The organism is Bifidobacterium sp. ESL1133, from assembly GCF_058107325.1.
On record NZ_JBYLUI010000004.1, the window covers coordinates 24,512 to 50,153 of the forward strand.

General features: G+C 57.9%; 21 protein-coding genes. 14 read left to right on the top strand and 7 right to left on the bottom strand.

Annotation, left to right across the window (positions count from 1 at the left end):
* Positions 1-46 precede the first annotated feature (46 nt).
* Together leuC and leuD are read left to right on the top strand one after the other, a co-directional pair.
* A complete protein-coding gene (leuC, locus tag AC3B5A_RS04835; protein ID WP_489760751.1) occupies positions 47-1,450 on the top strand; it encodes a 3-isopropylmalate dehydratase large subunit in 1,404 nt (467 codons plus the stop codon).
* Positions 1,451-1,546: 96 nt separating this feature from the next.
* Positions 1,547-2,236, top strand: coding sequence for a 3-isopropylmalate dehydratase small subunit (gene leuD / locus AC3B5A_RS04840; RefSeq protein WP_489760750.1), 690 nt, complete (start codon positions 1,547-1,549; stop codon positions 2,234-2,236).
* Between the two features lie 41 nt (positions 2,237-2,277).
* Here leuD and AC3B5A_RS04845 read toward each other — a convergent pair whose 3' ends face one another.
* A complete protein-coding gene (locus AC3B5A_RS04845) occupies positions 2,278-3,312 on the bottom strand; it encodes a LacI family DNA-binding transcriptional regulator (RefSeq protein ID WP_489760749.1) in 1,035 nt (344 codons plus the stop codon).
* A 293-nt stretch (positions 3,313-3,605) separates the two neighbouring features.
* On the opposite strand from AC3B5A_RS04845, the gene AC3B5A_RS04850 reads away from it, so the two are divergent.
* From AC3B5A_RS04850 to murA, 6 genes are all read left to right on the top strand, one after another.
* A complete protein-coding gene (locus tag AC3B5A_RS04850) occupies positions 3,606-4,886 on the top strand; it encodes an ABC transporter substrate-binding protein (RefSeq protein WP_489799305.1) in 1,281 nt (426 codons plus the stop codon).
* Positions 4,887-4,943: 57 nt separating this feature from the next.
* The gene (locus tag AC3B5A_RS04855; protein WP_489799307.1) at positions 4,944-5,867 is read left to right on the top strand and encodes a carbohydrate ABC transporter permease; all 924 of its coding nucleotides are present in this window, start codon (positions 4,944-4,946) and stop codon (positions 5,865-5,867) included.
* Between the two features lie 49 nt (positions 5,868-5,916).
* Positions 5,917-6,678 (top strand): carbohydrate ABC transporter permease, encoded by a 762-nt coding sequence (locus AC3B5A_RS04860; RefSeq protein ID WP_489760746.1) that lies wholly within the window; start codon positions 5,917-5,919, stop codon positions 6,676-6,678.
* Between the two features lie 84 nt (positions 6,679-6,762).
* Positions 6,763-7,899: a glycoside hydrolase family 172 protein gene (locus AC3B5A_RS04865; protein WP_489799309.1), complete on the top strand. Its 1,137-nt coding sequence runs from the start codon at positions 6,763-6,765 to the stop codon at positions 7,897-7,899.
* 256 nt (positions 7,900-8,155) lie between these two features.
* Complete coding sequence (locus tag AC3B5A_RS04870; protein WP_489760744.1) at positions 8,156-8,434, top strand: Lrp/AsnC ligand binding domain-containing protein; 279 nt, start codon at positions 8,156-8,158, stop codon at positions 8,432-8,434.
* A gap of 153 nt (positions 8,435-8,587) precedes the next feature.
* Positions 8,588-9,913 (top strand): UDP-N-acetylglucosamine 1-carboxyvinyltransferase, encoded by a 1,326-nt coding sequence (gene murA / locus AC3B5A_RS04875; RefSeq protein WP_489760743.1) that lies wholly within the window; start codon positions 8,588-8,590, stop codon positions 9,911-9,913.
* A gap of 291 nt (positions 9,914-10,204) precedes the next feature.
* On the opposite strand, the gene AC3B5A_RS04880 is transcribed toward murA, so the two are convergent.
* Positions 10,205-10,519 carry a hypothetical protein gene (locus AC3B5A_RS04880; protein WP_489760742.1) on the bottom strand — a complete coding sequence of 105 codons (315 nt, stop codon included), beginning with the start codon at positions 10,517-10,519 and terminating at the stop codon, positions 10,205-10,207.
* 38 nt (positions 10,520-10,557) lie between these two features.
* Between AC3B5A_RS04880 and AC3B5A_RS04885 the strand changes: the two genes are divergently transcribed.
* The 4 genes from AC3B5A_RS04885 to AC3B5A_RS04900 all read left to right on the top strand — a co-directional run bounded on the left by AC3B5A_RS04885 (position 10,558) and on the right by AC3B5A_RS04900 (position 15,477).
* Entirely contained in the window at positions 10,558-11,481 is a 924-nt protein-coding gene (locus AC3B5A_RS04885) for a lysophospholipid acyltransferase family protein (RefSeq protein ID WP_489799311.1), read from the top strand.
* Between the two features lie 102 nt (positions 11,482-11,583).
* Entirely contained in the window at positions 11,584-12,579 is a 996-nt protein-coding gene (locus AC3B5A_RS04890; RefSeq protein WP_489799312.1) for an NAD(P)H-dependent glycerol-3-phosphate dehydrogenase, read from the top strand.
* Between the two features lie 140 nt (positions 12,580-12,719).
* A complete protein-coding gene (locus tag AC3B5A_RS04895) occupies positions 12,720-13,904 on the top strand; it encodes a D-alanine--D-alanine ligase family protein (protein WP_489799314.1) in 1,185 nt (394 codons plus the stop codon).
* A gap of 91 nt (positions 13,905-13,995) precedes the next feature.
* A complete protein-coding gene (locus tag AC3B5A_RS04900; protein WP_489760738.1) occupies positions 13,996-15,477 on the top strand; it encodes a CPBP family intramembrane glutamic endopeptidase in 1,482 nt (493 codons plus the stop codon).
* A gap of 163 nt (positions 15,478-15,640) precedes the next feature.
* Here AC3B5A_RS04900 and AC3B5A_RS04905 read toward each other — a convergent pair whose 3' ends face one another.
* Entirely contained in the window at positions 15,641-16,873 is a 1,233-nt protein-coding gene (locus AC3B5A_RS04905; RefSeq protein ID WP_489760737.1) for a TetR/AcrR family transcriptional regulator, read from the bottom strand.
* Positions 16,874-17,431: 558 nt separating this feature from the next.
* Here AC3B5A_RS04905 and rpmB point away from each other — a divergent pair.
* Both rpmB and AC3B5A_RS04915 read left to right on the top strand, forming a co-directional pair.
* The gene (rpmB, locus tag AC3B5A_RS04910) at positions 17,432-17,626 is read left to right on the top strand and encodes a 50S ribosomal protein L28 (protein ID WP_489760736.1); all 195 of its coding nucleotides are present in this window, start codon (positions 17,432-17,434) and stop codon (positions 17,624-17,626) included.
* Between the two features lie 411 nt (positions 17,627-18,037).
* Positions 18,038-19,543 carry a DHA2 family efflux MFS transporter permease subunit gene (locus AC3B5A_RS04915; RefSeq protein ID WP_489799316.1) on the top strand — a complete coding sequence of 502 codons (1,506 nt, stop codon included), beginning with the start codon at positions 18,038-18,040 and terminating at the stop codon, positions 19,541-19,543.
* Positions 19,544-19,745: 202 nt separating this feature from the next.
* Here AC3B5A_RS04915 and AC3B5A_RS04920 read toward each other — a convergent pair whose 3' ends face one another.
* The 4 genes from AC3B5A_RS04920 to AC3B5A_RS04935 all read right to left on the bottom strand — a co-directional run bounded on the left by AC3B5A_RS04920 (position 19,746) and on the right by AC3B5A_RS04935 (position 25,621).
* On the bottom strand, positions 19,746-20,453 hold the full coding sequence (locus AC3B5A_RS04920; RefSeq protein WP_489760733.1) for a DedA family protein: 708 nt from the start codon (positions 20,451-20,453) through the stop codon (positions 19,746-19,748).
* Positions 20,454-20,697: 244 nt separating this feature from the next.
* Positions 20,698-20,970: a type II toxin-antitoxin system RelE/ParE family toxin gene (locus AC3B5A_RS04925; protein ID WP_489760732.1), complete on the bottom strand. Its 273-nt coding sequence runs from the start codon at positions 20,968-20,970 to the stop codon at positions 20,698-20,700.
* Positions 20,963-21,217 (bottom strand): type II toxin-antitoxin system RelB/DinJ family antitoxin, encoded by a 255-nt coding sequence (locus tag AC3B5A_RS04930; protein ID WP_489760731.1) that lies wholly within the window; start codon positions 21,215-21,217, stop codon positions 20,963-20,965. The genes AC3B5A_RS04925 and AC3B5A_RS04930 overlap by 8 nt, the downstream gene beginning before the upstream one ends.
* A gap of 99 nt (positions 21,218-21,316) precedes the next feature.
* Positions 21,317-25,621 carry an RCC1 domain-containing protein gene (locus tag AC3B5A_RS04935; RefSeq protein WP_489799318.1) on the bottom strand — a complete coding sequence of 1,435 codons (4,305 nt, stop codon included), beginning with the start codon at positions 25,619-25,621 and terminating at the stop codon, positions 21,317-21,319.
* Positions 25,622-25,642: the final 21 nt, after the last annotated feature.

Consider the following 25,642-nt stretch of genomic DNA (forward strand, 5'->3'; position numbering starts at 1 on the left):
CGCTCGTCATGGCAGAAAGACGACGTGGAGTCTGAATGGAGGAGATATGGCTAAGACATTAGCTCAGAAAGTATGGGACGACCATCTGGTGCGCAAAGGTGAGCAGGACGCGCCAGACCTGCTCTACATTGATCTGATGCTGATGCACGAAGTCACCAGCCCGCAGGCCTTCGAAGGGCTCCGTTTGGCAGGGCGCAAGCCGCGCCATGTTGACCAGCTCATCGCCACGGAAGACCACAATACTCCGACTTTCGCCATTGACCGCCCCAACCCCGACGAAATATCAGCGGTCCAGCTCACCACACTGGAGCGCAACTGCCAAGAATTCGGTGTGCGGTTGCACCCGCTTGGAGACGCCGACCAAGGCATCGTCCACGCCTTTGCGCCGGAACTGGGACTGACCCAACCGGGCATGACCATTGTGTGCGGGGACTCTCACACGTCCACCCATGGCGCGTTCGGTGCGCTCGCTTTCGGCATCGGAACCTCCGAGGTGGAACACGTCATGGCCACGCAGACCCTCTCTCTCAAGCCGTTCAAAACCATGGCCATCAACGTGGAAGGTACCTTGCCCGAGGGAGTGGGGGCCAAAGACATCATCCTCGCCATCATTGCCAAAATCGGCATCGGCGGAGGCCAAGGGTATGTGCTCGAGTACCGCGGTGAGGCCATTGAACGCCTCTCTATGGAGGAGCGCATGACCATCTGCAACATGTCTATCGAAGCCGGTGCGCGCGCTGGAATGATAGCTCCCGACGAGACTACGTTCGAGTATCTCAAAGGCCGGCCGCACGCCCCTTCCGGTGCGCTGTGGGATCAGGCGGTTGCCTACTGGAAGACGCTCCGTACCGATGAGGGTGCGAAGTTTGACAGCGAAGTAACCATCAATGCCTCTGAGCTGTCCCCGTATGTGACGTGGGGGACGAACCCGGGGCAGGGTGCTCCCATTGCCTCTCAGGTGCCGGATCCGAAGGACTTCAGCGATCCCGAGGAGCGCGAATCCGTAGTGTCTGCACTGGACTACATGGGATTGAAACCGGGGACGCGTATCAAAGACATCCCCATTGACACGGTGTTCATCGGATCGTGCACCAATGGGCGCATTGACGATTTGCGCGCTGCGGCGCAGGTGATGAAAGGGCATCACAAGGCCGATTCCATCCACCGCGTGCTCGTGGTTCCAGCATCCTCTCGCGCCCGTCTGCAGGCCGAAAAAGAGGGACTTGACCAAGTGTTCAAGGACTTCGGTGCCGAATGGCGCAACGCCGGGTGTTCGATGTGCCTGGGCATGAACCAAGACAAATTGGTGGCAGGAGAACGTTCGATTTCCACGTCGAACCGTAACTTCCAAGGACGGCAGGGCAAGGGCTCTCGCACACACTTGGCCTCGCCTCTCGTAGCCGCCGCCACAGCCATTCGCGGAACCATTTCCAGCCCGGCAGACCTCTGATGTGCCCGGCCGAGGGAAACCGCTGCCGCGCATCGGCAGGCAAGCGAGCACTGAGACGATTATTGTAGACACGTACATGATGAATTGAGATATATTATGGAGAAACTTACCACCATTGCGGGCACGGGGGTGCCGTTGCGCCGCGCAAACGTCGATACCGATCAGATTATTCCTGCGGTGTTTTTGAAGCGAGTCACAAAAACCGGTTTCGAGGATGCGCTGTTCCATGCTTGGCGGCGCGACCCTGACTTCATCCTCAACCGGCCCGAGTATGCCAACCCGCGTGTGCTGGTGGCCGGACCTGATTTCGGCATCGGATCCTCTCGCGAACATGCCGTTTGGGCGTTGCGGGACTTCGGTTTCCGCGTGGTCATCAGCTCGCGATTCGCTGATATCTTCTACGGCAACACCGCCAAGAACGGTGTGCTTGCGGCCATCATGCCACAGGAGAATGTGGAGCAGCTATGGCAGGCACTCGAGGCGCAGCCCGGACGTGAGATGACGGTGAATCTCGAGGATCGTACCGTGACTTGCGGCGATCTCACCTTGCCTTTTGAAGTCAATGATTACACGCGTTGGCGCCTGATGAACGGATATGACGATATCGACCTGACGCTTCAGCATGAAGACGACATCGCGGCCTATGAGGCAGAGCGTGCCAAGCGTTTCCCCTTCAAGCCGACCACGTTGCCTGCCAGGAGCCTGTCCGCCGAACCGGTGGCGTCGGCTCCTGCGGTGGACGACAGTGACTGGGCAGGGCCGATTGGGGCTACGACGGCAGCGTAGGTGGCATCCGCGTTTGTGCGGTACTGCAGAATAAAGAACAGCTAGCGTAGTGGAATGGTGCTGCCTCTGGGGATGAGCGTGGTGCGGTAACGGATTGACGGATTCTCTATTTCCGCACCATTCATCAGGTAGATCAGTTGTTGTGCTGCGGTTCGTGCCATATCTACCGGGTCTTGGTGAATGGTGGTCAGGTTGGCGAGTTTGGCGTTGCTGTCGTCGTCAAATCCGATGATCGATATGTCTTCTGGCACTCGGATGCCCAGGCTGCGCAGGTTCTGTGTCAGCGCAATCGCCGCTTCATCGGTCTCGACGCAGATGGCAGTAGGTTGAACGTCTGAGGACGTGATTCGACCGGCCAGTTCTGCCGAAGCGGTTTCGAACGATATGTTGGAATCTGCGAGCCGTCGGTTTGTTTTGAATAGCACGGTGTCTTGCTCGCTGTAGCCGAGCTCCTTAGCGGCTGCGACGAAATACGCTTCCCTCAGTTCGGAGTTTGACGGGAAGAGATTCGGGTGCGGATGCTGTACGTAGCCGATGGTCTTGTGCCCTAGCCTTTTGAGGAACCTCACGGCGTTGAGCATGGAATGCTCGTTATCTACCGATACGCTGGCGTCAAGCAGCTCGGAGTTCATGGCGTCCAGCCCAACTACGGGAATGCCGAAGGAATCAAGGTTGGTGTCCGCATAGTTGTCGATTCGAATCGACGTGATGATGAGGCCGTCCATATTGCGTTTGTTGGTGGGCAGATTTGCCAAGAAGGTATGCAGATCTTGCTCCGTACGCACAATGTTGGGTACGGGGTCGTATCCGTTTTTCGATAGTACTTCGTAAACGCCTTCCATGCAGTTGGCGCTGAACCATGAGTTGAGCGGCGTTCCCAAGAGGATGGTGACGCGCATGGTTTTGCCTGTGGCCAGTGAGGAAGCGTTGCGGGAAAGCGTGAAGTTGAGGGAGCGGGCGGCTTGCATGACCTTCGACCGGGTTTCGCTTTTTACTTTGCCGACCCCGCGCAGTGCCCGGGAGGCGGTGGCGTCTGACACTCCTGCGGTGAGAGCTACGTCGTGGAGTGTGGTCATAGGTTCCCCTTTGGTTCGCGATGTGTACCTAACACTATTATATTCTGTACTAAAGAAAGCGCTTTCTTTATTTATGTCTCCAAATTGATAGCACGAGCGTTGAAAAACGTTGCTAAAACAGCGAAGAGTTTCGGTAACTCTCCGCAACGCGCCCGATTTTGTTTTCTAAAGTGTAAGCGCTATCATTTATGTAAAGCGCGTCATCATCGCAGATTGACTCGTTTGATCGAACCCGCAATACGCTGCGGATTTCGCATTTCCGAGCAGGATATCGCATTTTGTAAGGAGGCAAAATGAAGAGAAACAGATGGGCTCTTCCCGAACGGTTGTTGTGCATTCTTTCCGCAATCGCCTTCACTCTAGGAGTGGCTGGCTGCGGAGCGAGTGCGGCACAAGGCCCCATCACGCTCGAGTTCTGGAGTTTTCAGACTGGATCTGAAGGCGAGTATCTCGACAAAGCGGTGAAGGACTATAACAACAAACACACGGATGTTCATATTGATCATAAAGTGATCAACCAGAGCGACTACAGCACTACAGCCATCACCATAGCCTTTGCCAACGGTGCGGCGCCTGACATTTTCTATGTGGAGCCTGCCACCTTCACCAAGTTTGCAGGAGCCGGCATGCTGGCCGACCTCGATCCGTACTACAGCCCCGAATTAGAGAAGGACATCCTCCCTTCGATGCTGGAGTCGGCTAAATTCGGAGGGAAGAAGATGGCCCTTCCCTTTGAGATGGATCTGCTTGGACTCTACTACGACAAAGACGTTCTGAACGAAGCGGGGATCTCTCCGCCCACCACGTGGCAAGAGCTGCAGGAAGACGCAAAGAAACTGACCAATGACAAGCGATACGGCCTCGTGCTTCCTGTTGAAAAGTCAGGGTACACACTGTACGATTTCTACCCGTTCATGTGGATGCAGAATGCGGGTGTGACCGACGAGAAGGGCAACGTGACCGTCAACTCGCCGGGCATGGTCAAAGCGCTTGACTTCTGGGGGTCATTCTTCAAAGACAAGACAGCTCCGCGATCCTTGCAGATCGGCCCTTGGGACAGTAGCAGCCTGTCGACGCACACTTCGGCGATGCAGGTATCCGGTTCGTTCGCCATCAACGATTTGGAAACCAAATACAGCAACGTTCATATCGGCGTAGTGCCGCTTCCCACTCCCGACGGCAAGCATCAGGTGACCGTCGCCGGCGGCCAGAAATTGGCCGTCAGCTCGAAGTCGAAGCACATCAAAGAGGCTGCCGCATTTATCTTCAGTCTGTACGGCGATACCGAAAACGAGGATTTCGCCTCGCAATGGGTGACAAAAGCCAAGTTTGCGTACCCGGCCAGGCGTTCCATCATCAAGCGCAATCAGAAGCTGTACAACAAAGGGCTGCGTGCGGAGTTCACCAAAATGTACGACGGAGCCAAACCGGAATTGAGCTTGCCGGCAGAGGCGACCGACGCGATGGGTGATGCTTTGCAAGGTGTCATGTTCGCCGGGCAAAGCGGCAAAAGCGCCGCCGATCACGCCCAACAGGTCATAGAGAAATCCATCGGGTCGAGAATCGAGCAATGACATGAAGACTTCACCTCACGAAAGGACATTTCTGCAAACAAGAAAGGAGGATACGTTATGAAATCGTTTTCCTCAACATCATCGGTTCAGGGTGGCAAACCTGTGCACGCACGCGCAAAGCATGATGCCAGGGCCGGGATACTGTTCGTACTCCCTGACGTCATCGGCCTCGCCATTTTCGTGGTCGTGCCGATACTCTTCGCGTTCTACTATTCCTTCTTTGACTGGAATATGGTGCAGACGCCGAAGTTCGCCGGGCTGAGCAATTATGTGAAATTGTTCGGCGACGAAAAATGGTGGGCGTCACTATGGCGCACACTGGTGCTCGCACTGGAATATGTGCCGCTGGTGTTCGTGTTCTCGCTCATTCTCGCCGCAGTGGTGAACTATCTTCCCAAACATTTGGGCAGTTTCATCAAAACGTCTTTCCTGCTGCCGTTCTCGGTGACTTCCGTAGTGGCGGCCACGTTGTGGATGTTCCTGTACAGCGAGAAGAACGGATACCTCAATAGTCTGCTCAACATGCTTGGCATTCCCGACCAGCAGTTTATAGGGTCCACCAAGCAGGCGCTGGTTTCCATCGTCGTGGTAATGGTGTGGATCAACCTTGGTTATGTTGCCATTCTGTTCAACTCGGCGATTAAGAACATCCCGTCTGAATATTACGAGGCGGCACAGCTTGACGGTGCCTCCAAGATTCAGCAGTTCTTCAAAATCACCATTCCGCTGATCAAGCGCACCAGCGTTTTCGTGTTGGTGACCACCACCATTACCGCCTTCCAGATCATGGACATCATCCTGGTCATGACGCACGGCGGCCCGAACGAATCCACCCAGGTTGGTGTGCTGTACATATTCGACCAATCGTTCGGCATGCTCAAGATGGGTTATGGCTCGGCGATGTCGGTCATCATCTTCCTGATACTGCTGGTTATCTCGCTTATCCAGATGAAGCTGACACAAGACAAGGATGAGGATTGAAATGCACGCAAAAATCGCTAAGACTCTCGTATACGCATTCTTGATAGTGATGGCGGTCGCTTTTATTTTCCCCATCATTATCCTGTTCATCAGCGGGTTCAAGACGAGCGGCGATGTGTTCACCATATCGCTGATTCCCCATCCCTTCACGCTCGATTCCTACCGGGATGCCCTTACGCCAGAATTCCTCAGGGCGCTGGGTAATTCCCTGTTTATCTCGATAGTGGTCACGTTGCTGGCCATGATTCTGCACTCGATGTGCGGGTATGCGCTCGCACGCCTCGAGTTTCCCGGGCGGAAATTGGTGTTCGGTCTCATCGTTGCAACACTGATGGTGCCGCTTTCCGCGATTTTGATTCCCCAGTTCATGGTGACGAAAATGCTCGGCATGACGAATTCGTATTGGGGGCTCATCATCCCGCAGCTGTTCAACGCTTACGGCATCTTCCTGTTCAGGCAGTTCTACATGGACTTCCCCAAAGAGTTGGAAGAGGCTGCAGAGCTTGACGGATGCGGAGTGTTCAGAAGGTTCTTCACCATTGTGTTGCCACTGTCTCGCCCCATGGTCGTGCCGCTGATCATATCCTTCTTCCTTGCGTCCTGGAACAACTATATGTGGCCGTTGATCGTCAACAAGAATGACAAACTCAACACGCTGCAGGTATACCTGGCGAATTTGGTATCGGGATATTCCGTGGATTGGAATATTTTGTTGGCCACTGCCGCGTTGTCGGTGCTACCTGTGTTCGTCTTGTTCTTCTTCGTGCAGAAGCAACTCAAGGAGGGGGACGCAACCGTGGGAATCAAGTAGTAAATGTAGCGCTGAAACCACAGCGTGTGAAAGCGGCTGCACAGGCTGCAAATGATGTGAGATATCTCAAGGAGTTATAACAATATGAAATCGTACGATGTTGCCAGTCTCTGCTCAGTGCCTGCAAAAGTAGAGACGCGTTGGGCCACGCATGAGAATCCGTTCGGAGAGAAAGGAAAGGGCGGCAAAGCACGCAATGGCAGGAAAGGTTCGGCGTGGTTCACGCTCCATCAGGGAGAGGAGTCTGTGCTGGCTCAGGTCGGTGAAGGCTCTGGTGTGGTGCGCCGCATTTGGATTACCGTCGATCCGCTCGACCCGCAAGTGCAGCGTGGCACCATTCTCAGGATGTATTGGGATGGTGCCACCACCGCGGCCGTTGTGGCTCCGCTCGGAGACTTTTTCTGCCACGGTCCCAAGCACATGGCTACGTTTGACAACGCGCTGTTCTCCAGTCCTGAAGGGCGTAGCTTCGTGTGCATGATTCCTATGCCGTTTGCTCATGGTATGAAAATTACCGTCGAGAACTGTTCGGGAGAGGACATCAAGCACTTCTATTATGCGGTCGATTACACGGTCGGTGATGATGTCGATGAATCCGGTCTGTACTTCCACGCCTTCTTTAACAGGCAGAATCCCACACAGTACCGCGAGGACTTTGAGATTTTGCCGAAGATCAGTGGAGAAGGCCGTTTCTTGGGCACCAACCTGGGTATCGTCTGCGACACAGAGCGGTACTTCCAAGCCTGGTGGGGTGAGGGCGAGGTCAAAGGCTATATAGACGGAGACGAAGATTACCCTACGCTGTGCGGCACCGGAGTGGAGGATTACGTTTCGACCGCTTGGGGGCAGGACCGATTCTATTCGCAATACCACGGCAGCCAATACTATGACAGTGAGAACATGGTTGTAGGCTGCTATCGTTTGCATGTGCCAGATCCTGTGTACTTCCACAAGGATATTCGGATGACGATTCAGCAGATTGGTGGTTTTGACACGAACGATGAACTCAATAAGGCATTGTTCCACTGGCACCAGCTGCAGACCGGCTTTGAGTATCCTTCAGTCAACGGCGGCATGATCGATATTCCGGCGATCAATCCCAAGATCGTGCAGCCTGAACTGTTCGAACGTCAGGATGACTGGTCTTCCTGTGCTTACTTCTATGTCGACTCTCCCGAACAGCAGTTGGAGCCGCTGCCGGTGGAGACGTGGCTTGAGTAAGCCGCTGTGATACCGCGGGCTGGCTGCCTGGCTCTGGCTGTCTGCCAGCCGGTCTGCCAGCAGCCAGCCTGTGGTAGCTTGTCTGTCTGCGGTAGCCCTCGACTTCGGCCCGTCTTTGAGCGAGGATCGGGCCGGGGTCTGGCATCCTGTGGGCTGTATTGCTGGGGTGAGGGCGCGGGGCGGTGCAACGTTGCTTACGGCTTGCAAGAGCAGGTATAGTTAGGGTGTATTGGCAAACGGTCTTAAAGGAGCGAACATGGCTGACGCTGTCGTACTGATTACCACCGAAGCAAGCAAAATTACCGATGCCGCGCAGGCCATCACCGAAATCCCCGGTGTGACGCGTGTGTATTCGGTGGCTGGCGACGTAGACCTCGTGGCGCTCGTGTCCACTCCCGACTTCGACGATTTGGCGAAGATCATTCCTGGCCGCATCTCCAAGGTCGAGGGTGTGGAGTCTACGCAGACGCTGATGGCGTTCCGCCAGTATTCCGCAGCCGACGACGCCGCGGCGTTCGATTTGGGTATGGACTGAGTGCTTTCTTGCTCATACGCTGGATTGACAGATTGCCGCAGCATGCGCGGATGAGGCTGGAAGGCATGGCGCTGCAAGCATAAGCGTGTGTCGCTGTGCATGCTGCTAGTTAAGCTTGGACGAGAGCTTTCACGGTGACGAAAGAGGTTGACAGTGGCCAAAGAAACGCAAGATGTGCTGCACGTTGAGGGTGGCAAGCCGCTGAGCGGTGAGATTCAGGTGCGCGGCGCGAAAAACTTCGTGAGTAAAGCCATGGTGGCGGCGCTGCTGGCACCAGGGGTCTCGGTGCTGCGCAATGTGCCTGAGATTCGCGATGTGCGTGTGGTTTCCGACCTGTTGCGCCTGCACGGTGCCACCGTTGATTTCGACAAGGTCGCCGGTACGCTCACCATTGACGCCACCAACGTACAGCTGGCCGACGTGGCCGATGTGGACACGCTCTCCGGCTCCTCGCGCATTCCGATTCTCTTCTCCGGTCCGCTGCTGCACCGTTTGGGTGAGGCGTTCATTCCGCAGCTTGGTGGCTGCAACATCGGCGGCAGGCCCATCGATTTCCACTTGGAGACTCTGCGCAAGCTGGGCGCGAACGTGGATAAAGAGCACGCCGATGGCATTCACATCACCGCGCCCGACGGCTTGCATGGTGCCAAGATTCACCTTCCTTATCCATCAGTGGGAGCCACCGAGCAGACGCTTCTGGCCGCGGTGCAGGCCGAGGGCAAGACCGAACTTTCCGGCGCGGCAACTGAGCCGGAAATCATGGATTTGGTGGCCGTTTTGCAAAAGATGGGCGCTGTTATCTCGGTGGATGTGGATCGTACCTTCCGCATCGAAGGTGTGAAACATCTCAAAGGATTCAGTCACACCTCGCTTACCGACCGCATCGAGGCTGCCTCTTGGGCCAGTGCTGCATTGGCCACGCACGGTGACATTGTTGTCAAAGGTGCCACCCAGCCTGAGATGATGACCTTCCTCAACGTGTTCCGCAAGGTCGGCGGCGAGTTCGACATCACCGATGAAGGCATCCGTTTCTGGCATCCTGGCGGCGATCTGAAGCCCGTGGCCATCGAGACCGACGTGCACCCTGGTTTCATGACCGATTGGCAGCAGCCGCTCGTGGTTGCGCTCACTCAGGCCAAAGGGCTTTCCATTGTGCATGAGACGGTATATGAGGAGCGTTTCGGGTTCACCAAGCCGTTGGTGCAGATGGGCGCCACCATTCAGCTCTATCGTGAGTGCCTGGGTAGCCTGCCATGCCGATTCCAGCAGCGCAACTACAAGCATTCCGCGGTCATCTTCGGCCCCACTCCGCTTGAGGGCCGCGACATTGACGTGCCCGATCTGCGCGGTGGATTCAGCCATCTCATCGCAGCGCTCGCTGCCAAGGGGCCGAGCAATGTGCAGGGTATCAGCCTTATTGATCGTGGTTACGAGGACTTCCGTACCAAACTCACCGCCCTCGGTGCGAACATCGACTGATTTCAGTGTTGCTCAGTAAAAATGGCTCCGAATCAATGCGATTTGGAGCCATTTCCTGTCATAAGCACTATATTTTCACTGTCGCTGCCTTCCGTGAGTACTTTTGCTGGGTATTGTGGTTGGTGGAAATTTGAGAATGACGGGATTCCAACGTTCCTGTTTTGCGGGTTTGTCGAAGTGCGACAAGAAAGTACTCACGGAACGAAATGGGAGGCGATGAAGGTGTCGTATTAGTGGGAAGAGGCTCATGCGAGTTGAGGTTGCGGGCTGAAATTCGTGGGGTTTGGTGGTTTATGAGGTGGGTGATGTATGAGATGTGGTGTTGGGGAGATTGAGAGCGGTGGAGAGGCTGCGGGCGGCCGGGGCTAGGGCTACAGCCATAAGGGACAGGCAGATGGCGGTTCCGGCCATGATTGCCGAGACATGCAGATGGTCGAAGAGTAGGCCGTAGACAAATTGCCCCAACGGTGCGGCACATATAGCGAGGGTGTTGGCAAGTCCGCCGACCTTGCCCATCATATGGTCGGGCGTGAGTGCCATGATGCTTGGGCTGAGCATAACGTTGGTAAAGTCGATGCCGAGTATGCCGTCGCTGTACCCGTACACGTCGACTCACGTTCCAAGCCTCGCGGCACAATGGATGCATGAGTTCTAAAGGCAAACCGTCGCCGCGTTCCGCTGTGAAGCCGCTGAGTGACGAACAAGTGGCTAAGTTGGGGGAGCGCCATCATTTGGTGGATTCCACCTACTACTATCCCACTGGAGTGAAACGGCCCAACACCGCCGAAATTGAGGCGCAGAACCCCAAAGCCACCGAACGGCTGCTCGAAGGAGTCTCAAAGGTGCTGCGCGCGCACAGCAAAGTGCGGGCATGGGGGCTGGAACGGGTGCCTGAGACCGGTCCGTTCATCACCGCAGCCACGCACGTGACGCTGTACGATGTGTTCGTGCCGATGTCCGCCCTGTTCCACATGGGGCGCCGCCCGCGCTACATGGCCAAGGCCGAGATGGCAAAATGGCCTATTATCGGCAAATGGTTCCAGCTGGTCGGCATGCAGCCCGTGCCGCGCAACAGCGGCAAGGCGCACCAGATCGAAGAGGAATCGATCAATATCCTCACCTCGGGTCGTCCGCTCACCATTTGGCCCGAAGGTACGCTGTCGCGCGACCCGCTCAAATGGCCGATGAGCTTGAAAGAGGGCGTGGGCATCATCGCGCTTGAAGCTTCGCGCCGGCTGGGCTACCAGGTGCCACTGTTCTGTGCGGCGACCTGGGGTGCTGCCAGCATCAACCATTGGTGGCCGTGGCCGCGGAAGAACGTGGTGATGTGTTTCGACGAGCGGCTCGATTACGCTGATTTGCTGGAAGGCATGGATCAATGGGGCGAGGAGCCCCCGAAAGAAGCCGTGGACGAGCTGACGCAACGTGTGCGCGAACGTTTGGAAACCGTGATGGCCGAGATACGCGGTGAGGAGCCGCCGCAAGAAGGGTACTGGGATTTCCGTACCATGCGGCGCGTGCCTAGGCGCGTGCTGCCGGCAGACCGGCGCAATACTATGGTGCGGTGAGCGGCAACAGTACGCAGGCATGATAGTCAATAGATAATAGAGCCCAACAGGCAATAGAGACAATAGATATAACAGATACATAGACACAGCGCAGGAGGAACCATGAAGGTAGCAGTATTGGGAGCCGGAGCATGGGGTACGGCATTTGGCCAGGTGCTGGCTGATGCCGGCAACGACGTGACGATGTGGGGGCGTGAAACGTCTATCGTGGAAGACATTCGTGACAGGCACCGCAACGAGGCGCGTCTGCCTAGCGTAGACCGTCTGCCGCAGTCCATGACCGCCACCGGCGACCGTGAAGAAGCGGTACGTGGCGCTCGCATCGTGGTGGTGGCCATCGCAGCCCAGCATGCCCGTGAGGCGTTGGAACCGTTCCGCGAGCTCATAGACCAGGGCGCTATTGTCGTTTCTCTCATGAAAGGCATTGAGCGCAGCTCGGGCAAGCGGATGGACGAGGTGGTCAGCGAGGCTTTGAACTTGCCGGACACGCGGTTCGCCGCTGTTTCTGGCCCTAACTTGAGCCGCGAGGTGGCTGCGCGCGAGCCTTCCGCCACCGTGGTTGCGTCGCACAGTATCAGCGCGGCCAGAATGGTGGCCGAGGCCTGCTCCACCCCGTATTTCCGCGCGTTCATCACCACTGATGTGGTGGGAGTGGAAATGTGCGGATCGCTCAAGAACGTAGTGGCGCTTGCCGTAGGTATGGCCAGAGGTGCCGGGTTCGGCGAGAACACTGCGGCAACCATCGAGACTCGTGGTCTGGCAGAGCTCACTGCGCTTGGACAGGCTTTGGGCGCCGACCCCAAAACGTTCTCCGGTCTTGCCGGTGTGGGTGATTTGATTGCCACATGCGGCTCTCCGTTGAGCCGCAACTACACGTTTGGCGCCAACTTGGGTCGCGGAATGAGCGTTGAGGAGGCCACGCAGGCCAGCAACGGTGTGGCAGAAGGGGTTCCCACCACCGGTGCTGTGGAACGTATGGGGCGTGAACTCGGCGTGCCCACCCCCTTGGCCAGCGCCATGGGTCGTGTGCTGAACGAGGGTATCTCCTGCGATCAGATGCTTGCCGAGCTGCTCGGCGAGACCGTTGGCGAGGAGTGAAACGGCGCGTTCATGTTTCCTTCCTCGTGTAGGCTTGAGGGCACGACAGGGGTGGTTGGAAACGGTGTGATTCTACGCTGTCGGCAGCTGCGAGGCCCCTATGGTTGGTGCCGTTTGGCACATGCTACTGGAGGAAGATCATGCGGAAAAAACGCGTTGTGGTACTGTACGGCGGTAAAGCCGATGAACATTCGATTTCCTGTGTATCTGCGGCCGGGGTGCTGAACGCCATCGACACTGAGCGGTTCGCCCCTGTGCCGATTGGCATCACTCGCTCCGGTGATTGGGTGATGGGTGGTGCCGATCCCCGCAGTTTTTCTCTGACCGGCACTGCTGACGGCGCCGTTGCCTCCGGCGCTGGCGAGAACGCCGAGGCTTCGGCCATGCCGCAGGTGGATGCTGAAGGTGCCCGACCGGTAGTGCTCAATATGGCGCAGGGCAACAATGGCTTCTATGTTCGCGAAGAGGACGGTTCACTCACCTCTCTTGGCTACATTGACGAGGTGTTCCCTGTATTGCACGGTCCCTTCGGTGAGGACGGTACGGTGCAGGGCCTGCTGGAAATGATGGGCGTGCCGTACGTGGGCTGCGGTGTGTTTGCTTCGGCTGCGGCGATGGACAAGCACTACACCAAGGTGCTGCTGCGCGAGGCCGGTATTCCAGTGGTTCCGGGCATCACTGTAGATACGCGCGCTTTTGACAACGAGGACGGGTTCGCCGATGACGCGGCAACGGTGATGGAAAGCGTGCGTAAGGCGAAGCTGTCTTATCCGCTGTTTGTCAAGCCTTCTCGTGCCGGTTCGAGCTTCGGGGTAACGCGAGTGGAGCGCAAGGGAGACGTTGCCGAGCTTGCTGCGGCGTTGCAGGAAGCTTCCCGGCATGACTGGAAGGTGCTGGTGGAGCAGGGTGTTGACGCACGAGAAATCGAGTGCCCGATACTTGCCCCTTCGGCCGGCAGTGAACCGCAGGCCAGTATGCCGGGCGAGATTGTGCTTGATCGCAAGGCTGATGGTGCCGACCAGTTCTATGATTTCGACAGCAAATACACCGATGCCGAGGCTTCGCACGTGCAGGTTCCGGCCGACTTGCCGCAAGACACGCTGAGCCGGGTGCAAGAGGTTGCGGTGAAGGCGTTTAAGGCCATTGACGGCACGGGTTTGAGCCGTGTGGACACGTTTGTGACACCGCGCGGTGAGGTGCTGGTCAACGAGATCAATACCATGCCTGGCTTCACGCCGATTTCCATGTATTCAAAAGCGTGGGAGGCTTCCGGGATGAGCTATCGCGAGTTGATTACCGCACTGCTTGATGGCGCAGTGAAATAGTGTCTCTGAGCGCTTCCTGGAGATGGATTAAGGCGGCGCTCAGGTTGGAGCGATACATTGAAATCCGATATACACCAACTTGGGGAGGGTCATGAGCGACGAGCAGATACATGATGAGCACGCAGACGGCAGCCTGCTGGATGACGCTGTGACGCCTGATACGAGCCCGGCTGATAGCCAAGCCGAGTCGGGATTAGACACGTCGGAATCGGTGGGTGATGCGCGGCTGCCGGTGGGGGTGCAAGCACCTCATGTGCAGGAATCCTTCTCGGGAGCGCCTGATCAGGTAGCGCAGCCGGGGCAGCCGGTACAACCCGGCCAGTATGCGCAGCCGCAATACCAGCAGTACCCGCAATATGGATATCAGCAAGCTCCTCAGGTTCCAAGCCAGGTGCCGCCGGCAGGCCAGACGTCCCAGCTGCAGTCTCAGCAGTCTCAGCCGCAGCAGCCTCAATATCAGCAACAGTTCCAGTACGGGTATCAGCCCATGCAGCAGCCATTCGGGCAGATGCCGGGGCACAATCCCGCTCCGTTCGGTCAGCCTGCTCCTTTGGGGCCGGCAGCTTATGGTGCCAGTCGTAATCCGGCATGGTTGCGATATCTGAGGGAGCATCGCAAAGTGTTCTCTCGTATCGGGTTTGCGCTCATTATGGTGGCGTTGGTCTGGAATGTGCTGACTGGCGCACTGTACGGCTGGCTGGAACCGGTATTGAGCAACGCGGGTATGGGCGAGGGCGATATCAGTACGTTGCTGAGCGATGTACCGAACTATCTCATCGCCACTCCGCTTGCATTGCTGGTTTTCCGTACACTGCCCAAAGTGAAGCGCAAGACCTCGAGTATGAAGCCGGGTGCGTTCCTTGCCATGTTCTCGCTCACGTTCCCCATCAGTGTGATTGGCAGCGATCTCGGCAGCTGGATATCCGACGCATTGTCTTCCGGGAGGTCTTCCGATCGCCTGCAGGATGCCATCACCGGCACGAACCCCGTGCTCATGGTGCTCACTACGGTCGTCTTTGCGCCGCTTGTTGAGGAGTGGCTGTTCCGCAAGCAGATTATCGACCACACGCAGCAGTATGGCGAAAAGACTGCCATCGTCTTCTCCGCGCTGGCGTTTGGTCTTTACCATGCCAACCTGTACCAGTTCTTCTACGCGACAGGCCTGGGCTTGGTGATGGGATATGTCTACGTGCGTACCGGCAAGATGCGCTATAACGTGGGACTGCACATGCTGTTCAACCTGTTCGGCGGGGCGTTGCCTCAGCTGTGCCAGATGGGCTTGTCCTCTTCGGTGATGGATGATTTGTCGAGCGGTAATTTTGCTCGCATGCAAGCTGCCGTCAGTGTCGGTGGTTTTGCGGCCGTGATGCTGATATTGCTCCAATTGTTCAACGTGGTGATGTTCGTGGTCGGCATTGTGGTGGCGATTGTCAACTATCGCAAGCTGCGGTTCCATCGTGCCCCCGATGAACTGCCGAAGGGGGCTCGCGTGAGTGTGGTGCTCGCCAACCCTGGTGTGATTGCAGCGCTGGTCATGTTTACGGCCTTGACGTTTGCGATGGTGTGGGCATAGTGCGGCTATGCGCAATCTCATGGCTGAGACGCCTGTGAGCATCGGATATTAAAATTTAGGGGCCTTCCGGTAAATCTGGAAGGCCCCTAAATTATTTACGCTCGCGTTGTGTTGTCAGCACTAGTTGGCTGTCAGCGTTGGCTGGCGTCATTGCTGCTTAGCATCAGTGCTGGTTGCCAGAGGTGTGTTCTGGCGCATCTCCTGTCTGCTGTGGCCTGTTGTCCGGTTGCTCCTGCTGTCCGGGAGCAGTGCCGTTGCTGGCGTTACCGGCGATGTTCGGTGCGCCTCCGGGTTGTGGTGCACCTGAGAGTGGCTGGTTGGGATTGTACGGCTGACTTCCGTAAGCCGGCTGACCTGGATTGAACGTCGGAACCTGCTGCGGAGGGTAGTATCGCCCGTCGGCAGGGGCGTTGTACTGCGGGGCGCCATATCCTTGACCGCCATATTGCCCGTACTGATCCATGCCGTCGTGAGTGTACGCACCACCCTGCGGTTGCATGGTCGGGTACTGAGCGCCGTAGGGTGATGCACCTGGAACCGGGCTGCCGCCATATTGCTGTCCGTTGTACGGTTCCGTATTGCCATAAGCGTCGGAATGCGGGTAAGCGGATGGGATGGCACCGTACTGCATGTGCGAGGCGGACTGAGGCAGCGCAGTGCCATTCGCGGCAGCGTTCACCTGATCAAGCAGAGCCTGCACCTGAGCCTTGAAATTGTTGTTCTCGGTTTCGATTTGCGTCAGAGCGTCGAGCGAGGAATGGTCCTGGCTGCGCATGGAGGCGCGGAAGAGTCGAATCCAGAAATCAGGCATGTTCTGGTTTGAGATGGAAAGGTAGAGCGTGCGAGCCAGCACGGCGCCGTCGACAGTGACGAGCTGGTCCAGTGTGATGTTCTGAGAGAGGCGCGGCCACATGCCTACGAGGGCTATGAGGCCACCTGTGGAGAACTCCAGCAGTACGTCAGAAGTGAGTGACATGTTGTTTTCGTCGAGATGCTGCCCTTTGATGAACGCGGCACGGATGGAGTCGCGCGCCAGCGTCAGCAGGAACGGGTCGCTGTTGGGGCTCAAGACGAGTGACAGATGATCGATGTGAATGCGGTGTGCCGGTATGCCCAACAGTTGGTTGACAATGCGCCGCCAGGATTCAGTAGGGTCTTCGACGAGTTCCGGCATGGCTTTCGCAATGGCGTCCACGGTCGATTTGACCGCGGCGGTGGCAAGGTCGGGCAGCTTGTCGTAATGATAATAGAAGGAGTTGCGGTTGATCTTGGCGCGCGTGACGACATCCGTGACTGTGATTTTGGTGTAGTGGGTGTCTTTGAGAATGTCCCAGAAGGCGTTCTGCATGCGCTGGGTGGCGGTAGGCTGGCTGGAGTTTTGCCGAGGTCGTGACATCTAACACTCTCCTCACATGTTGTTTCGACAGATGCAACACTTGTCTCAAGTGCATAATTCTAGTTGAATCGGTTGAGAAAAAATCAACAAGTTTATAGAAAACGTTGCAGAATGTACAATGCGTAATTATGTACTGGTCATTTCTGCTGCAACTGTATAGTAAGGGTTTGACGCGATATTGCTGAGGTAAGCCCGAATTTCCGGCAATGGGGCGATTTTGAAGAGGAAAAGAAACAAGGTTGAAATATTGTATTGGTTATTTGCTTTGTTGATAACTAAGCACAAGTATGTGGAAAACCTAAATATTTAGGCAAATAAATGCCCGGCGTGTCGTGCATCACTTACCAACCGGTCAGGTACAGGCGTATCGTTGTGAATTGCTTTAAAAAATTTGCATGAATTTAGTACCTTTGCACAAATATTGCATTTCTGCTTGTTGTGGAAAACGTACGTCAGGCTACCTTGCTATACTACTGCAATAGTTATGTTCTGGCTGCATGCAACGCGTGTGGTGCAGAAAGACTCAAACGTTTAAGTCAATAGTAATAGGAGTTCATCATGGCAGCTCGTTGCGCAGTGTGCGGCAAAGGACCTCGCACCGGTTACAGCGTTTCGCATTCACATATCCGCAATAAGCGCACGTTCTCGCCGAACCTGCAGTCGGTGCGCACCACCATTGACGGCCACAACCGCCACGTGCGCGTGTGCGTGAAGTGCCTCAAGGCTGGCAAGGTTCAGCGCGCAGCCGCGTGAATGTTCGCATAAACACGAAGCAGCGCTGATAGCTACAGCGTTGTAAAGCCTCCGGATGGTTCCGTCCGGAGGCTTTTTCGTACCCGAGGGCAAGCGGGAGTGAGGGTTCGTGATGCGTGATGCTGCACACGGCGGTAATCGTGATTTAGCAAGAGATGTGCTGGTAGAGGCGTGCACTTTGGTATGCGTCGTACGTGACTTTCCGCGTATGCATCCGCTCGAATGTCTGCCGGGGCGCTAATAATAGGGAACTTGCTTGAGGAATTGAGGGGTTCCTGTATGTAAGCGGACGCCGAGTGCGTCACTCTCGATAATGAAATGCGTCGCCGCGGGACAGGCAGCTTTTGCGCGCCCGAAAATCGATGCGAACTCTACCAAAATAATTAGAGAAGGGAAGTCATGGGGACCACCATGTCTGAAACTACCATGCCCGAAAAGGCAAACGGAGGCGCCGGGAACGCGGCGCACAATCACAATGAGTCGGGGAGTGTGCCTGCCGGTGCACCGAATCCGATGAAGGCACGCTTCGGTGTCAAGCATCCGAATCTCACCATGCTCGGACTCTACTTGGGCGCATTCCTGGGCATGCTTTCCGAAACATCCATGAACATCGCACTGCCCGACCTGATGCAGAGTTTCAACATCTCCGCAGGCGTGGCGCAGTGGATGGTGGTGGGCTACATGCTCGTCATCGGCATCGTGCTGCCGTTCACCGGACTGCTGCTCAAGTGGTTCAAGGCACGTAACATCCTCTTCGTGGCGCTGTCCGCGTTCTTCATTGGCTCCCTGCTTTCCGGCTTCGCGCCGTCGTTCGCCGTGCTGCTCATCGGCCGCATGATTCAGGGCATCTCCACGGGCTTGGTGCTGCCGATGATGTTCTCCGTCATCCTTGAGGTGTTCCCGCTCAGTAAGATCGGCGGTGCCATGGGTACCGCGAGCCTGGTCATCATGTTTGCTCCGGCCATTGGCCCCACCCTTGCCGGCGCATTCATCGGCGCTCTCTCATGGCGCGCCATCTTCTTCTTCTTTGCCATCATCGCCTTTGTGGCACTGGTTTGCGCGGCTATCTGGATGGTAAACCCCTATGAGCTCACCAAGCCAAAGATTGATGCGCTTTCCGTCATTACTTCCATCCTCGGCTTCGGCGGTCTGGTGCTGGGCGTGAGCCTCATCAGCGAGCTCGGCTTCAGCTGGCCGGTCATTGTCATCCTCGTGGTGGGCGTGGCTGCGATCGCTTGGTACAGCTACCGTCAGCTGCACATGACCAACCCCATCATCGACCTGCACGCCATGGGTATCCGCCAGTTCACCGTCGGCGCGCTCATCGTCATGATGAACTTCGGCATCACCCTCGCTTCGATGTACCTCATGCCGCAGGAACTGCAGAAGGGCATGGGCATCGCCGCGGCCATGACCGGTTTGGTTATGCTGCCCGGTGGTGTGATCAACGCGCTCGTCTCGCTCATCTCCGGCAGGCTCTACGACAGCATCGGCCCCAAGTGGCTGGTGCGCGTCGGCCTGGTGCTCTCCATGGTCGGCCTGGTACTGCTCATGCTCGCCGGCCCCAAGAGCTCCATCGCCTACATTATTCTGGCGCACGTGGTGCTCATGATCGGCGTGCCGATGGCCATGAGCCCGGCACAGTCCTCCGCACTCGGTGCGTTGCCTGAGCATCTGTCCACCGACGGCTCCACGATTCTGAACACGCTGCAGCAGGTGCTGGGTGCGGTCATCACGGCCGTTACCACGGTGCTGCTCAACGCCGGCCAGCAGTCGGCCAGCAAGGGCGGTGCCAGCACGGCGATGTCGTTCGTCAGCGGTTCACGTTGGGGCTTCATCTTTGCTCTGGTGCTTGCGGTGGTGGCCTTTGTGGTCTCCTTCGCAATGAGCCGCAAGAACACCGCGGACAAGGCCTGAGCTACGTGAGGTAGCGCAGCCGCGGTTGCGCTGGTACTTGTTAATAACGCACATGAGGGTGCGGAAGATTCGTCTTCCGCACCCTCATTGTGGTATATAGGCGATGGTTAGATTTTGTTGAACTTGGTGGGCAGTTGTACATCTCGTCGCGGCAACAGTGTAACCGTACCGTGTAGCGGTGTCAGTGGTCTGAAGCGCAGTCTCAGCGGTCGATGCTGCTGGTACTGGTCTCGTCGGTGTCTGCGGCGGGCTTTTTCTTACCGAACTTGGCTTTGACCAGGCCGATGATGGTGGGCAGCAGCGAGACGAGCAGAATGGCCACGATGACCAGTTCAAAGTTGTTCTGCACCACCGGGATACCGCCGAAGAAGTAGCCGAGCAGGGTGAACAGCGTGGACCAGATCAGGCCGCCCAGCACGGAGAACGGGGTGAATCGAGCCCAGTGCATGCCCGAAAGTCCGGAGATGAACGGCATGAACGTGCGGATGAAGGGGAAGAAGCGCCCTAGGAACACTGCCAGAGGTCCCCACTTGTCAATCATCCCCTCCGTCTTGGCAAGACGCTCGGGGGTCATGGCCTTCACCTTGCCCGAGGCGACGATTTTGCGGCCGAAGAAGCGGCCGATGAAGTAGTTGCACTGGTCGCCGATGATGGGGGCAAGCCAGACGATGGGCAGCAGGACCGCAAGGGGCAGGGCGGACTTGCCGGTGGTGGCGTCCGGTGCGGCGAAGAAGCCGGCTGCGAAGAGCAGCGAGTCGCCGGGTAGGAACGGGAAGAAGACCACACCGGTCTCGACGAAAACGATGAGGAAGATGAACGCGAGCGTGGGTGTCACTCCCATCGAGATCCATCCGGCGATGATGGTGCGCGGATCCTTCAGCAGTTCGATGAGGAAGGTGATAAAGCCCATAAGTTCCTAAATCCTATCGTTCGATGCGTGGCGGCGGCAGGTCGCTTGCGGGCAGGCTGCCCGGTTTGCTGGTACAGCTCCGCCGGTTCGGTTCCGTTGGTTTCGGCCGCGCGTAAGTCTGCCCACACTCTACCAGCTCCCGCAGTCGTGCCTCACTGGCGCATGTAATTGCCGGTGGACTGTAGACACTTTCGATTTGATGTATGCGTTCAAGACCTGTTGCGTAGTGGTTGACACAATTTGACTAGAGCAGCCCATCGTGGGTGCCGGTGCGCGCGAGGGTTACCTGCTCGCCCTCCACGAAGTAGACCAGGAGCCAGTCGCCTTGAATGTGAAGTTCGCGGAACGCGCTGAGGTTGCCTTTGAGCTGGTGGTCGCGGTACCGGGTGGTAAGCAATGCTCGGTCGTTGCGGCGCAGCGCAGCCTCGGCCTCCAGCAACAGCTGCATGTCGTAGTGCTTTTGCTTGAGTCTTTTGATGTCCCGCAGAAATGCGGGTTTGACCTGTACTTTACGCATGAGCGATCATTTCGGCAAACATGGTGTCATCTTCCACATCGATTGATGGCTCGTCAAGTGATGTGAGTACAGCGGACTCAAAAGATGGGGCTTTCGGTTGGAATGGGAACTTGCGTTCGTTCACGATTTCCTTGAGCAGCATGTTGACTGCGGTGGTCATGTCGAGCCCCATGTCTTCAAGCAGCGCTGCGGCTTCATCTTTGAGTAGTTGGTTGCTGCGCACTTGCACGCGTGTGTTCATCTCCATAATGGCCTCCATGTGGAATCACAGTGTAAGGTCATTGTACTCTACAAAATGGTCACAAGAAAACGCTGCTCCAAGTCAACGCGCATCGAGGATGAACGCTCAGCGTGCGGTGTGCCGTGCTCGCCGTTGTCTGCTGCGCAGCGCCACGGCGACGCAGATGAGCATCGCGGCGGTTATGGTGGCGCATGCCGCAGCCAAGGTGCCACCGGTGCCACCGGCCATAGGTAGTGCGCTCGCTGCATCTGATGGAGGTGTGGGTGCAGTGGCGGCCTTATAGGTGAACTGGAACGTGTTGGTGCGAGTCGCTCCTCCGTTGAGTGTCCAGGTCACGGTGGCGTCAATCGCGCCAGCCGCGTGGGCCGGGGTATCGGTGCGCCAGGTGCCTGAAGCGGCGTCCAAGACGGGAGCCGTGCCAGGGGTGCCGTCGAAGGCTACGGAAAGAACCTGCAGGTCGGCGCCGTGCAGCAGTCCGCCCGAAGGTGCGGACACATATACGGCCGTTCCGCCGGATTCGGACCCGGAACTGGGGATGGCGGTGAACTGTTCCCAGTGAGCGGTCAGCGTGATGTCGGAGGTGACCGGACTGCTGAAATCGTAGAGGTGGCCGCCTTGCGCTGCGGTGAACCAGCCGGTGAACACCCAGTTGCTTTTCGCAGGTTCCCCAGGGTCGGTTGCTGTGCTCCCGTCGGTCACGCTCTGGCAGAACGTGGAGGAGCCGGGGGAGCAGGGTGTGGTGCCGGCCGGCGGCGCGTCTGCATCGGGGTTGAAGGTGACGGTGTGCACGGTGGCGGGAGGTGCAACATAGGTGAACGCGAATGTGCTGGTATGCTCCACACCGTCTTCAAGACTCCAAGCAATCGTTCCGGTCACGTTGCCTTCGGCATGCGCCGGCGCGGTGACGCTCCATACTCCCGAAGTGGGGTCTTGCGCCAGACCTGTGCCGGCAACGGCGTCGAAGGTGACGGACTTGACGGTTATTGCGGCTCCGGAACTGAGCGTGGGAGCGGTGATGTTCACAGTGGTGCCGCCTGCGGTCGTGCCGGAGGTGGCGGAGAGCGAGAACTGCTTCCAGTGCGCGGTGATGGTGATGTCGCCGGTCACGGGCTTGGTGAAGTCATATTGTGCGCCGGTGCCGTCAGCGTCGTTGAACCATCCGTCGAAGATGAAGTTTGACTTGGTGGGCTCTCCTGGGTTGCGGGCCTGGTCGCCCTGGTTGAGACCTTGGCAGAAGGTGCCGGAGTCTCCGGTCGGGCAGGGCGAGATGCCTGCTGGTGCCGTGCCGCCTTTGAGCTCGAAGGTGACGGTGTGGTAGGGCGTGTAGGTGAACGGAAGCACCATGTCCGGCTGGGTTGTGCCGCCGAGTGTCCAGCTGATGCGCACGTCCACTGCGCCTTCGGCGTGAGGAGGCGTGGTGGTGACCCAGTTGCCGAATATGGTGTCGAAATGCGTGTTCTTGCCCGGTGTTCCGTCGAACGTGACTGCGGTGACGGTGGTGTCCTTCTTGTCGGCAAGTGCGGAGATCTTGATGGGTGTGGTGCTGTTCTTGACGGTGTCGCTGCCGATTTCGAAATCCTGGCCGCCCCAACCGTAGAGGGAACCATCGTTGCCGATGGCAAAGGAATCCCGCTCTCCGGCGCTGACGTGAGTGAAGGTGACGCCGCTCGGGGTCTGCACCTCAACCGGCGTGTTGATTACGTCGAAGGTCTGGTTGCCGTCGCCGAGCTGCCCCTTGTCGTTGTAGCCCCACGCGTACGTCTTGCCGTTGGAACAAGTCACCAGCGTGTGCCCCACACCGGAAGCGATGCTGGTGAATGTGGTGCCTGCGGGAGCATCCACCGCTGTGGGCACACCTGCATTGCCGCCGGACGGATCCCACATGTAGGCTTTGCCGTCCTTGCCTAGCGCTGCGACCACGTAGCTGTCGGAGCTGGGAGCCAATTGAGTGAACGTCATGTTGTTCGCAGGTTTCAGCTTTACAGGTTCTTTCCGATCAGCGCTGCTGCCGTCTCCGGGCAGGCGGCCGATGCTGCCCCAAGCATAGACGTCACCGGTGGTGCTGAGCGCGAATGACTGGTATTTGCCTGCATTGACGCGGCTGAAGGTGACGCCCGCAGGGGCTGCGATGGCGGTCGGCGTGAGTTTGTCGTCCAAGGTGCCGTTGCCGAGCTGGCCCGCATAGTTCGTTCCCCACGTGTATACGGTGCCGTCCGCCGCGAGGGCCATGGAATGGTCGGTACCGGCGCTGACCTGGGTGAAGGTGACGCCCGCAGGGACCGCGATGGCCGTGGGCTTGAGCGCATTGGCAGTGCTGCCGTTGCCAAGCTGGCCGTATATATTTTTTCCCCACGTGTAGATGGTGCCGTCCGCTGCGAGCGCTGCGGAATGCGAATATCCGGCGCTGACTTGCTTGAACGTGACGCCGGCGGGCGTTGCTGCTTGAACCGGAGTGAGCTGCATGTCTGTGCTGCCGTTGCCGATTTGGCCGTACATGTTGTCCGAGCCCCAGCCGTAGATCTTGCCGTCGTTGGTGAGGGCGAGGGAATGGCAATACCCGCCTGCGCTGACTTGCGCGAAGGTGGTGCTGAGCGCCGGCTGGGTGATGTGCACGTCGGTGCCGCCGGTGTCCGGACCGGTGCTTGGGGTGAGGGAGAATCCGCTCCAGCGGGCTTGCAGGGTGATGTCTTTGGATACGGGCGTGGAGAAGTCGTACGGGTGGCCGTTCGCGTCGTCCCAGCCTGCGAACACCGCGTTCGCTTTGGTGGGGCTGCCCGGGTTGGATGCCGTGCCGCCGTAGTGCACGCTTTGGCAGAACGTGGTCGTCGAGCCCACGCATGGAGTGACTCCCGCCGGTGCCTTGCCTCCCTTGAGATCGAAGGTGACGGTGAAGTCCTTGCTGTATTCGTAGGCGTAGGTGAGCACGAGGTCGGGTTGCGCCACGCCGTCCTTCGTCCAGCTCGCCTTCACGTTGACCGTGCCGGGAGTGTGCGCCGGGGCGTTGGTGTGCCAGGCACCGTCGACCTGGCTGAGTTGCGGCGTCGAGCCGGGCACGCCGTCGAACGTGATGCCGGTGACGACGATGGTGGAAGCGTCTTGCAGGCTTTCGACTTGGACGGGTGTGGTGGCTTTGGTGCCATTGCTTGAATTCGAACCGGCAATGGATCCCCACACATAGATGTTGCCGTCGGCATCGAGCGCAGTGCTGCCGTTGCATGCTTGGGCGAACGTGACGCCGGCTGGGGCCAGGGCCTTGGTGGGCAAGGCGCGATGAGTTGTGGTGCCATCTGCAATCTGACCGTCACCGTTGTATCCCCATGAGTATGCGTTGCCGTCGGTGCCTAGCGCCGTCACGCCGTTGAAGCCGGCCGAAACGAAGGTAAACGTGATGCCGGCAGGTGTGGTGGCTTTATGGCGGACATAATCACCCTCCTGCATCCAGCTGTTGGGGTCACCTATGACGAGACCGTCGCCATACTGTCCGTACTGGTCATACGCGCCCCACGTATAGACCTCGCCGGTGGTGGAGAGCGCTGTCGAGAGACGGGTGCCGGCGCTGATCTGCTTGAAGGTGACACCCTCTGGGGTCTGGGCGGCAACAGGTGAAGTGCAGTACCACGAAGGCAGGCCGTCGCCTTCTGGCACGCCGCATTCACCGTGCTCGAAGGGGTAGTTGATGCCGTTCATGTAATTGCTTCCCCAGGTGTATATGGAGCCGTCGGAACTGAGCGCCATGGCATGCTCGGTGCCCGCGCTGACCGAGGTGAAGGTCACGCCTGCAGGCGTGTTCACCGGCTTTGGGTCAAGGCGGCTGGTCTGTGTGCCGTCGCCGAGCTGCCCGGAGCTGTTGCTGCCCCACGCATAGATACGTCCGTCGTTGCCCAAGGCGAGAGCATAACTCTGATATCCATAAATGCCCGTGCCAAAACTGATCTGCGTAAAAGAGACTCCCGAGGGCGTGCGTACTTTGACCGGTTCGCTCTGACCAGCGTAGTCACCGGTGCCGAGCTGCCCGTCACTGTTGTCTCCCCATGCGTACATGGTCCCGTCAGTGGCGAGTGCGGCTGCGCTGTAGCCGCCCCCGAAGATCTTGGTGAATTTGACGCCGGCAGGTGTGTGCACTTTCACTGGTGCGAGGCGGCTGGTATGGGTGCCGTCACCGATCTGACCCTGGCCGTTGCCGCCCCAGGCGTAAATGTCTCCGTCCTCAGTCAGTGCCGCTCGGGTGATGTACTGGTACTGAACAACCTGTTTGAATTTGATGGTGCGCGGAGGGGGAATGATGGACACGTCGGAGCCGGTGTCCGGGCCGGAAGCAGGGGTTATCGAGAAGCCTTGTTTGTTCTCGGGCTCCAGCGCGGCTGACGCGCGGGGGGGGTCAATGTGAACATCGAGGCGATGACGGTGCATGCGGCGAGGAACAGTGCCAGC

Bases quoted from the DNA above. Each gene is read 5' to 3' on its own strand.
- leuC (WP_489760751.1), top strand. From the start codon at position 47: ATGGCTAAGACATTAGCTCAGAAAGTATGGGACGACCATCTGGTGCGC.
- leuD (WP_489760750.1), top strand. From the start codon at position 1,547: ATGGAGAAACTTACCACCATTGCGGGCACGGGGGTGCCGTTGCGCCGC.
- AC3B5A_RS04845 (WP_489760749.1), bottom strand. From the start codon at position 3,312: ATGACCACACTCCACGACGTAGCTCTCACCGCAGGAGTGTCAGACGCC.
- AC3B5A_RS04850 (WP_489799305.1), top strand. From the start codon at position 3,606: ATGAAGAGAAACAGATGGGCTCTTCCCGAACGGTTGTTGTGCATTCTT.
- AC3B5A_RS04855 (WP_489799307.1), top strand. From the start codon at position 4,944: ATGAAATCGTTTTCCTCAACATCATCGGTTCAGGGTGGCAAACCTGTG.
- AC3B5A_RS04860 (WP_489760746.1), top strand. From the start codon at position 5,917: ATGGCGGTCGCTTTTATTTTCCCCATCATTATCCTGTTCATCAGCGGG.
- AC3B5A_RS04865 (WP_489799309.1), top strand. From the start codon at position 6,763: ATGAAATCGTACGATGTTGCCAGTCTCTGCTCAGTGCCTGCAAAAGTA.
- AC3B5A_RS04870 (WP_489760744.1), top strand. From the start codon at position 8,156: ATGGCTGACGCTGTCGTACTGATTACCACCGAAGCAAGCAAAATTACC.
- AC3B5A_RS04885 (WP_489799311.1), top strand. From the start codon at position 10,558: ATGAGTTCTAAAGGCAAACCGTCGCCGCGTTCCGCTGTGAAGCCGCTG.
- AC3B5A_RS04890 (WP_489799312.1), top strand. From the start codon at position 11,584: ATGAAGGTAGCAGTATTGGGAGCCGGAGCATGGGGTACGGCATTTGGC.
- AC3B5A_RS04895 (WP_489799314.1), top strand. From the start codon at position 12,720: ATGCGGAAAAAACGCGTTGTGGTACTGTACGGCGGTAAAGCCGATGAA.
- AC3B5A_RS04900 (WP_489760738.1), top strand. From the start codon at position 13,996: ATGAGCGACGAGCAGATACATGATGAGCACGCAGACGGCAGCCTGCTG.
- AC3B5A_RS04905 (WP_489760737.1), bottom strand. From the start codon at position 16,873: ATGTCACGACCTCGGCAAAACTCCAGCCAGCCTACCGCCACCCAGCGC.
- rpmB (WP_489760736.1), top strand. From the start codon at position 17,432: ATGGCAGCTCGTTGCGCAGTGTGCGGCAAAGGACCTCGCACCGGTTAC.
- AC3B5A_RS04915 (WP_489799316.1), top strand. From the start codon at position 18,038: ATGTCTGAAACTACCATGCCCGAAAAGGCAAACGGAGGCGCCGGGAAC.
- AC3B5A_RS04920 (WP_489760733.1), bottom strand. From the start codon at position 20,453: ATGGGCTTTATCACCTTCCTCATCGAACTGCTGAAGGATCCGCGCACC.
- AC3B5A_RS04925 (WP_489760732.1), bottom strand. From the start codon at position 20,970: ATGCGTAAAGTACAGGTCAAACCCGCATTTCTGCGGGACATCAAAAGA.
- AC3B5A_RS04930 (WP_489760731.1), bottom strand. From the start codon at position 21,217: ATGGAGATGAACACACGCGTGCAAGTGCGCAGCAACCAACTACTCAAA.
- AC3B5A_RS04935 (WP_489799318.1), bottom strand. From the start codon at position 25,621: ATGCACCGTCATCGCCTCGATGTTCACATTGACCCCCCCCGCGCGTCA.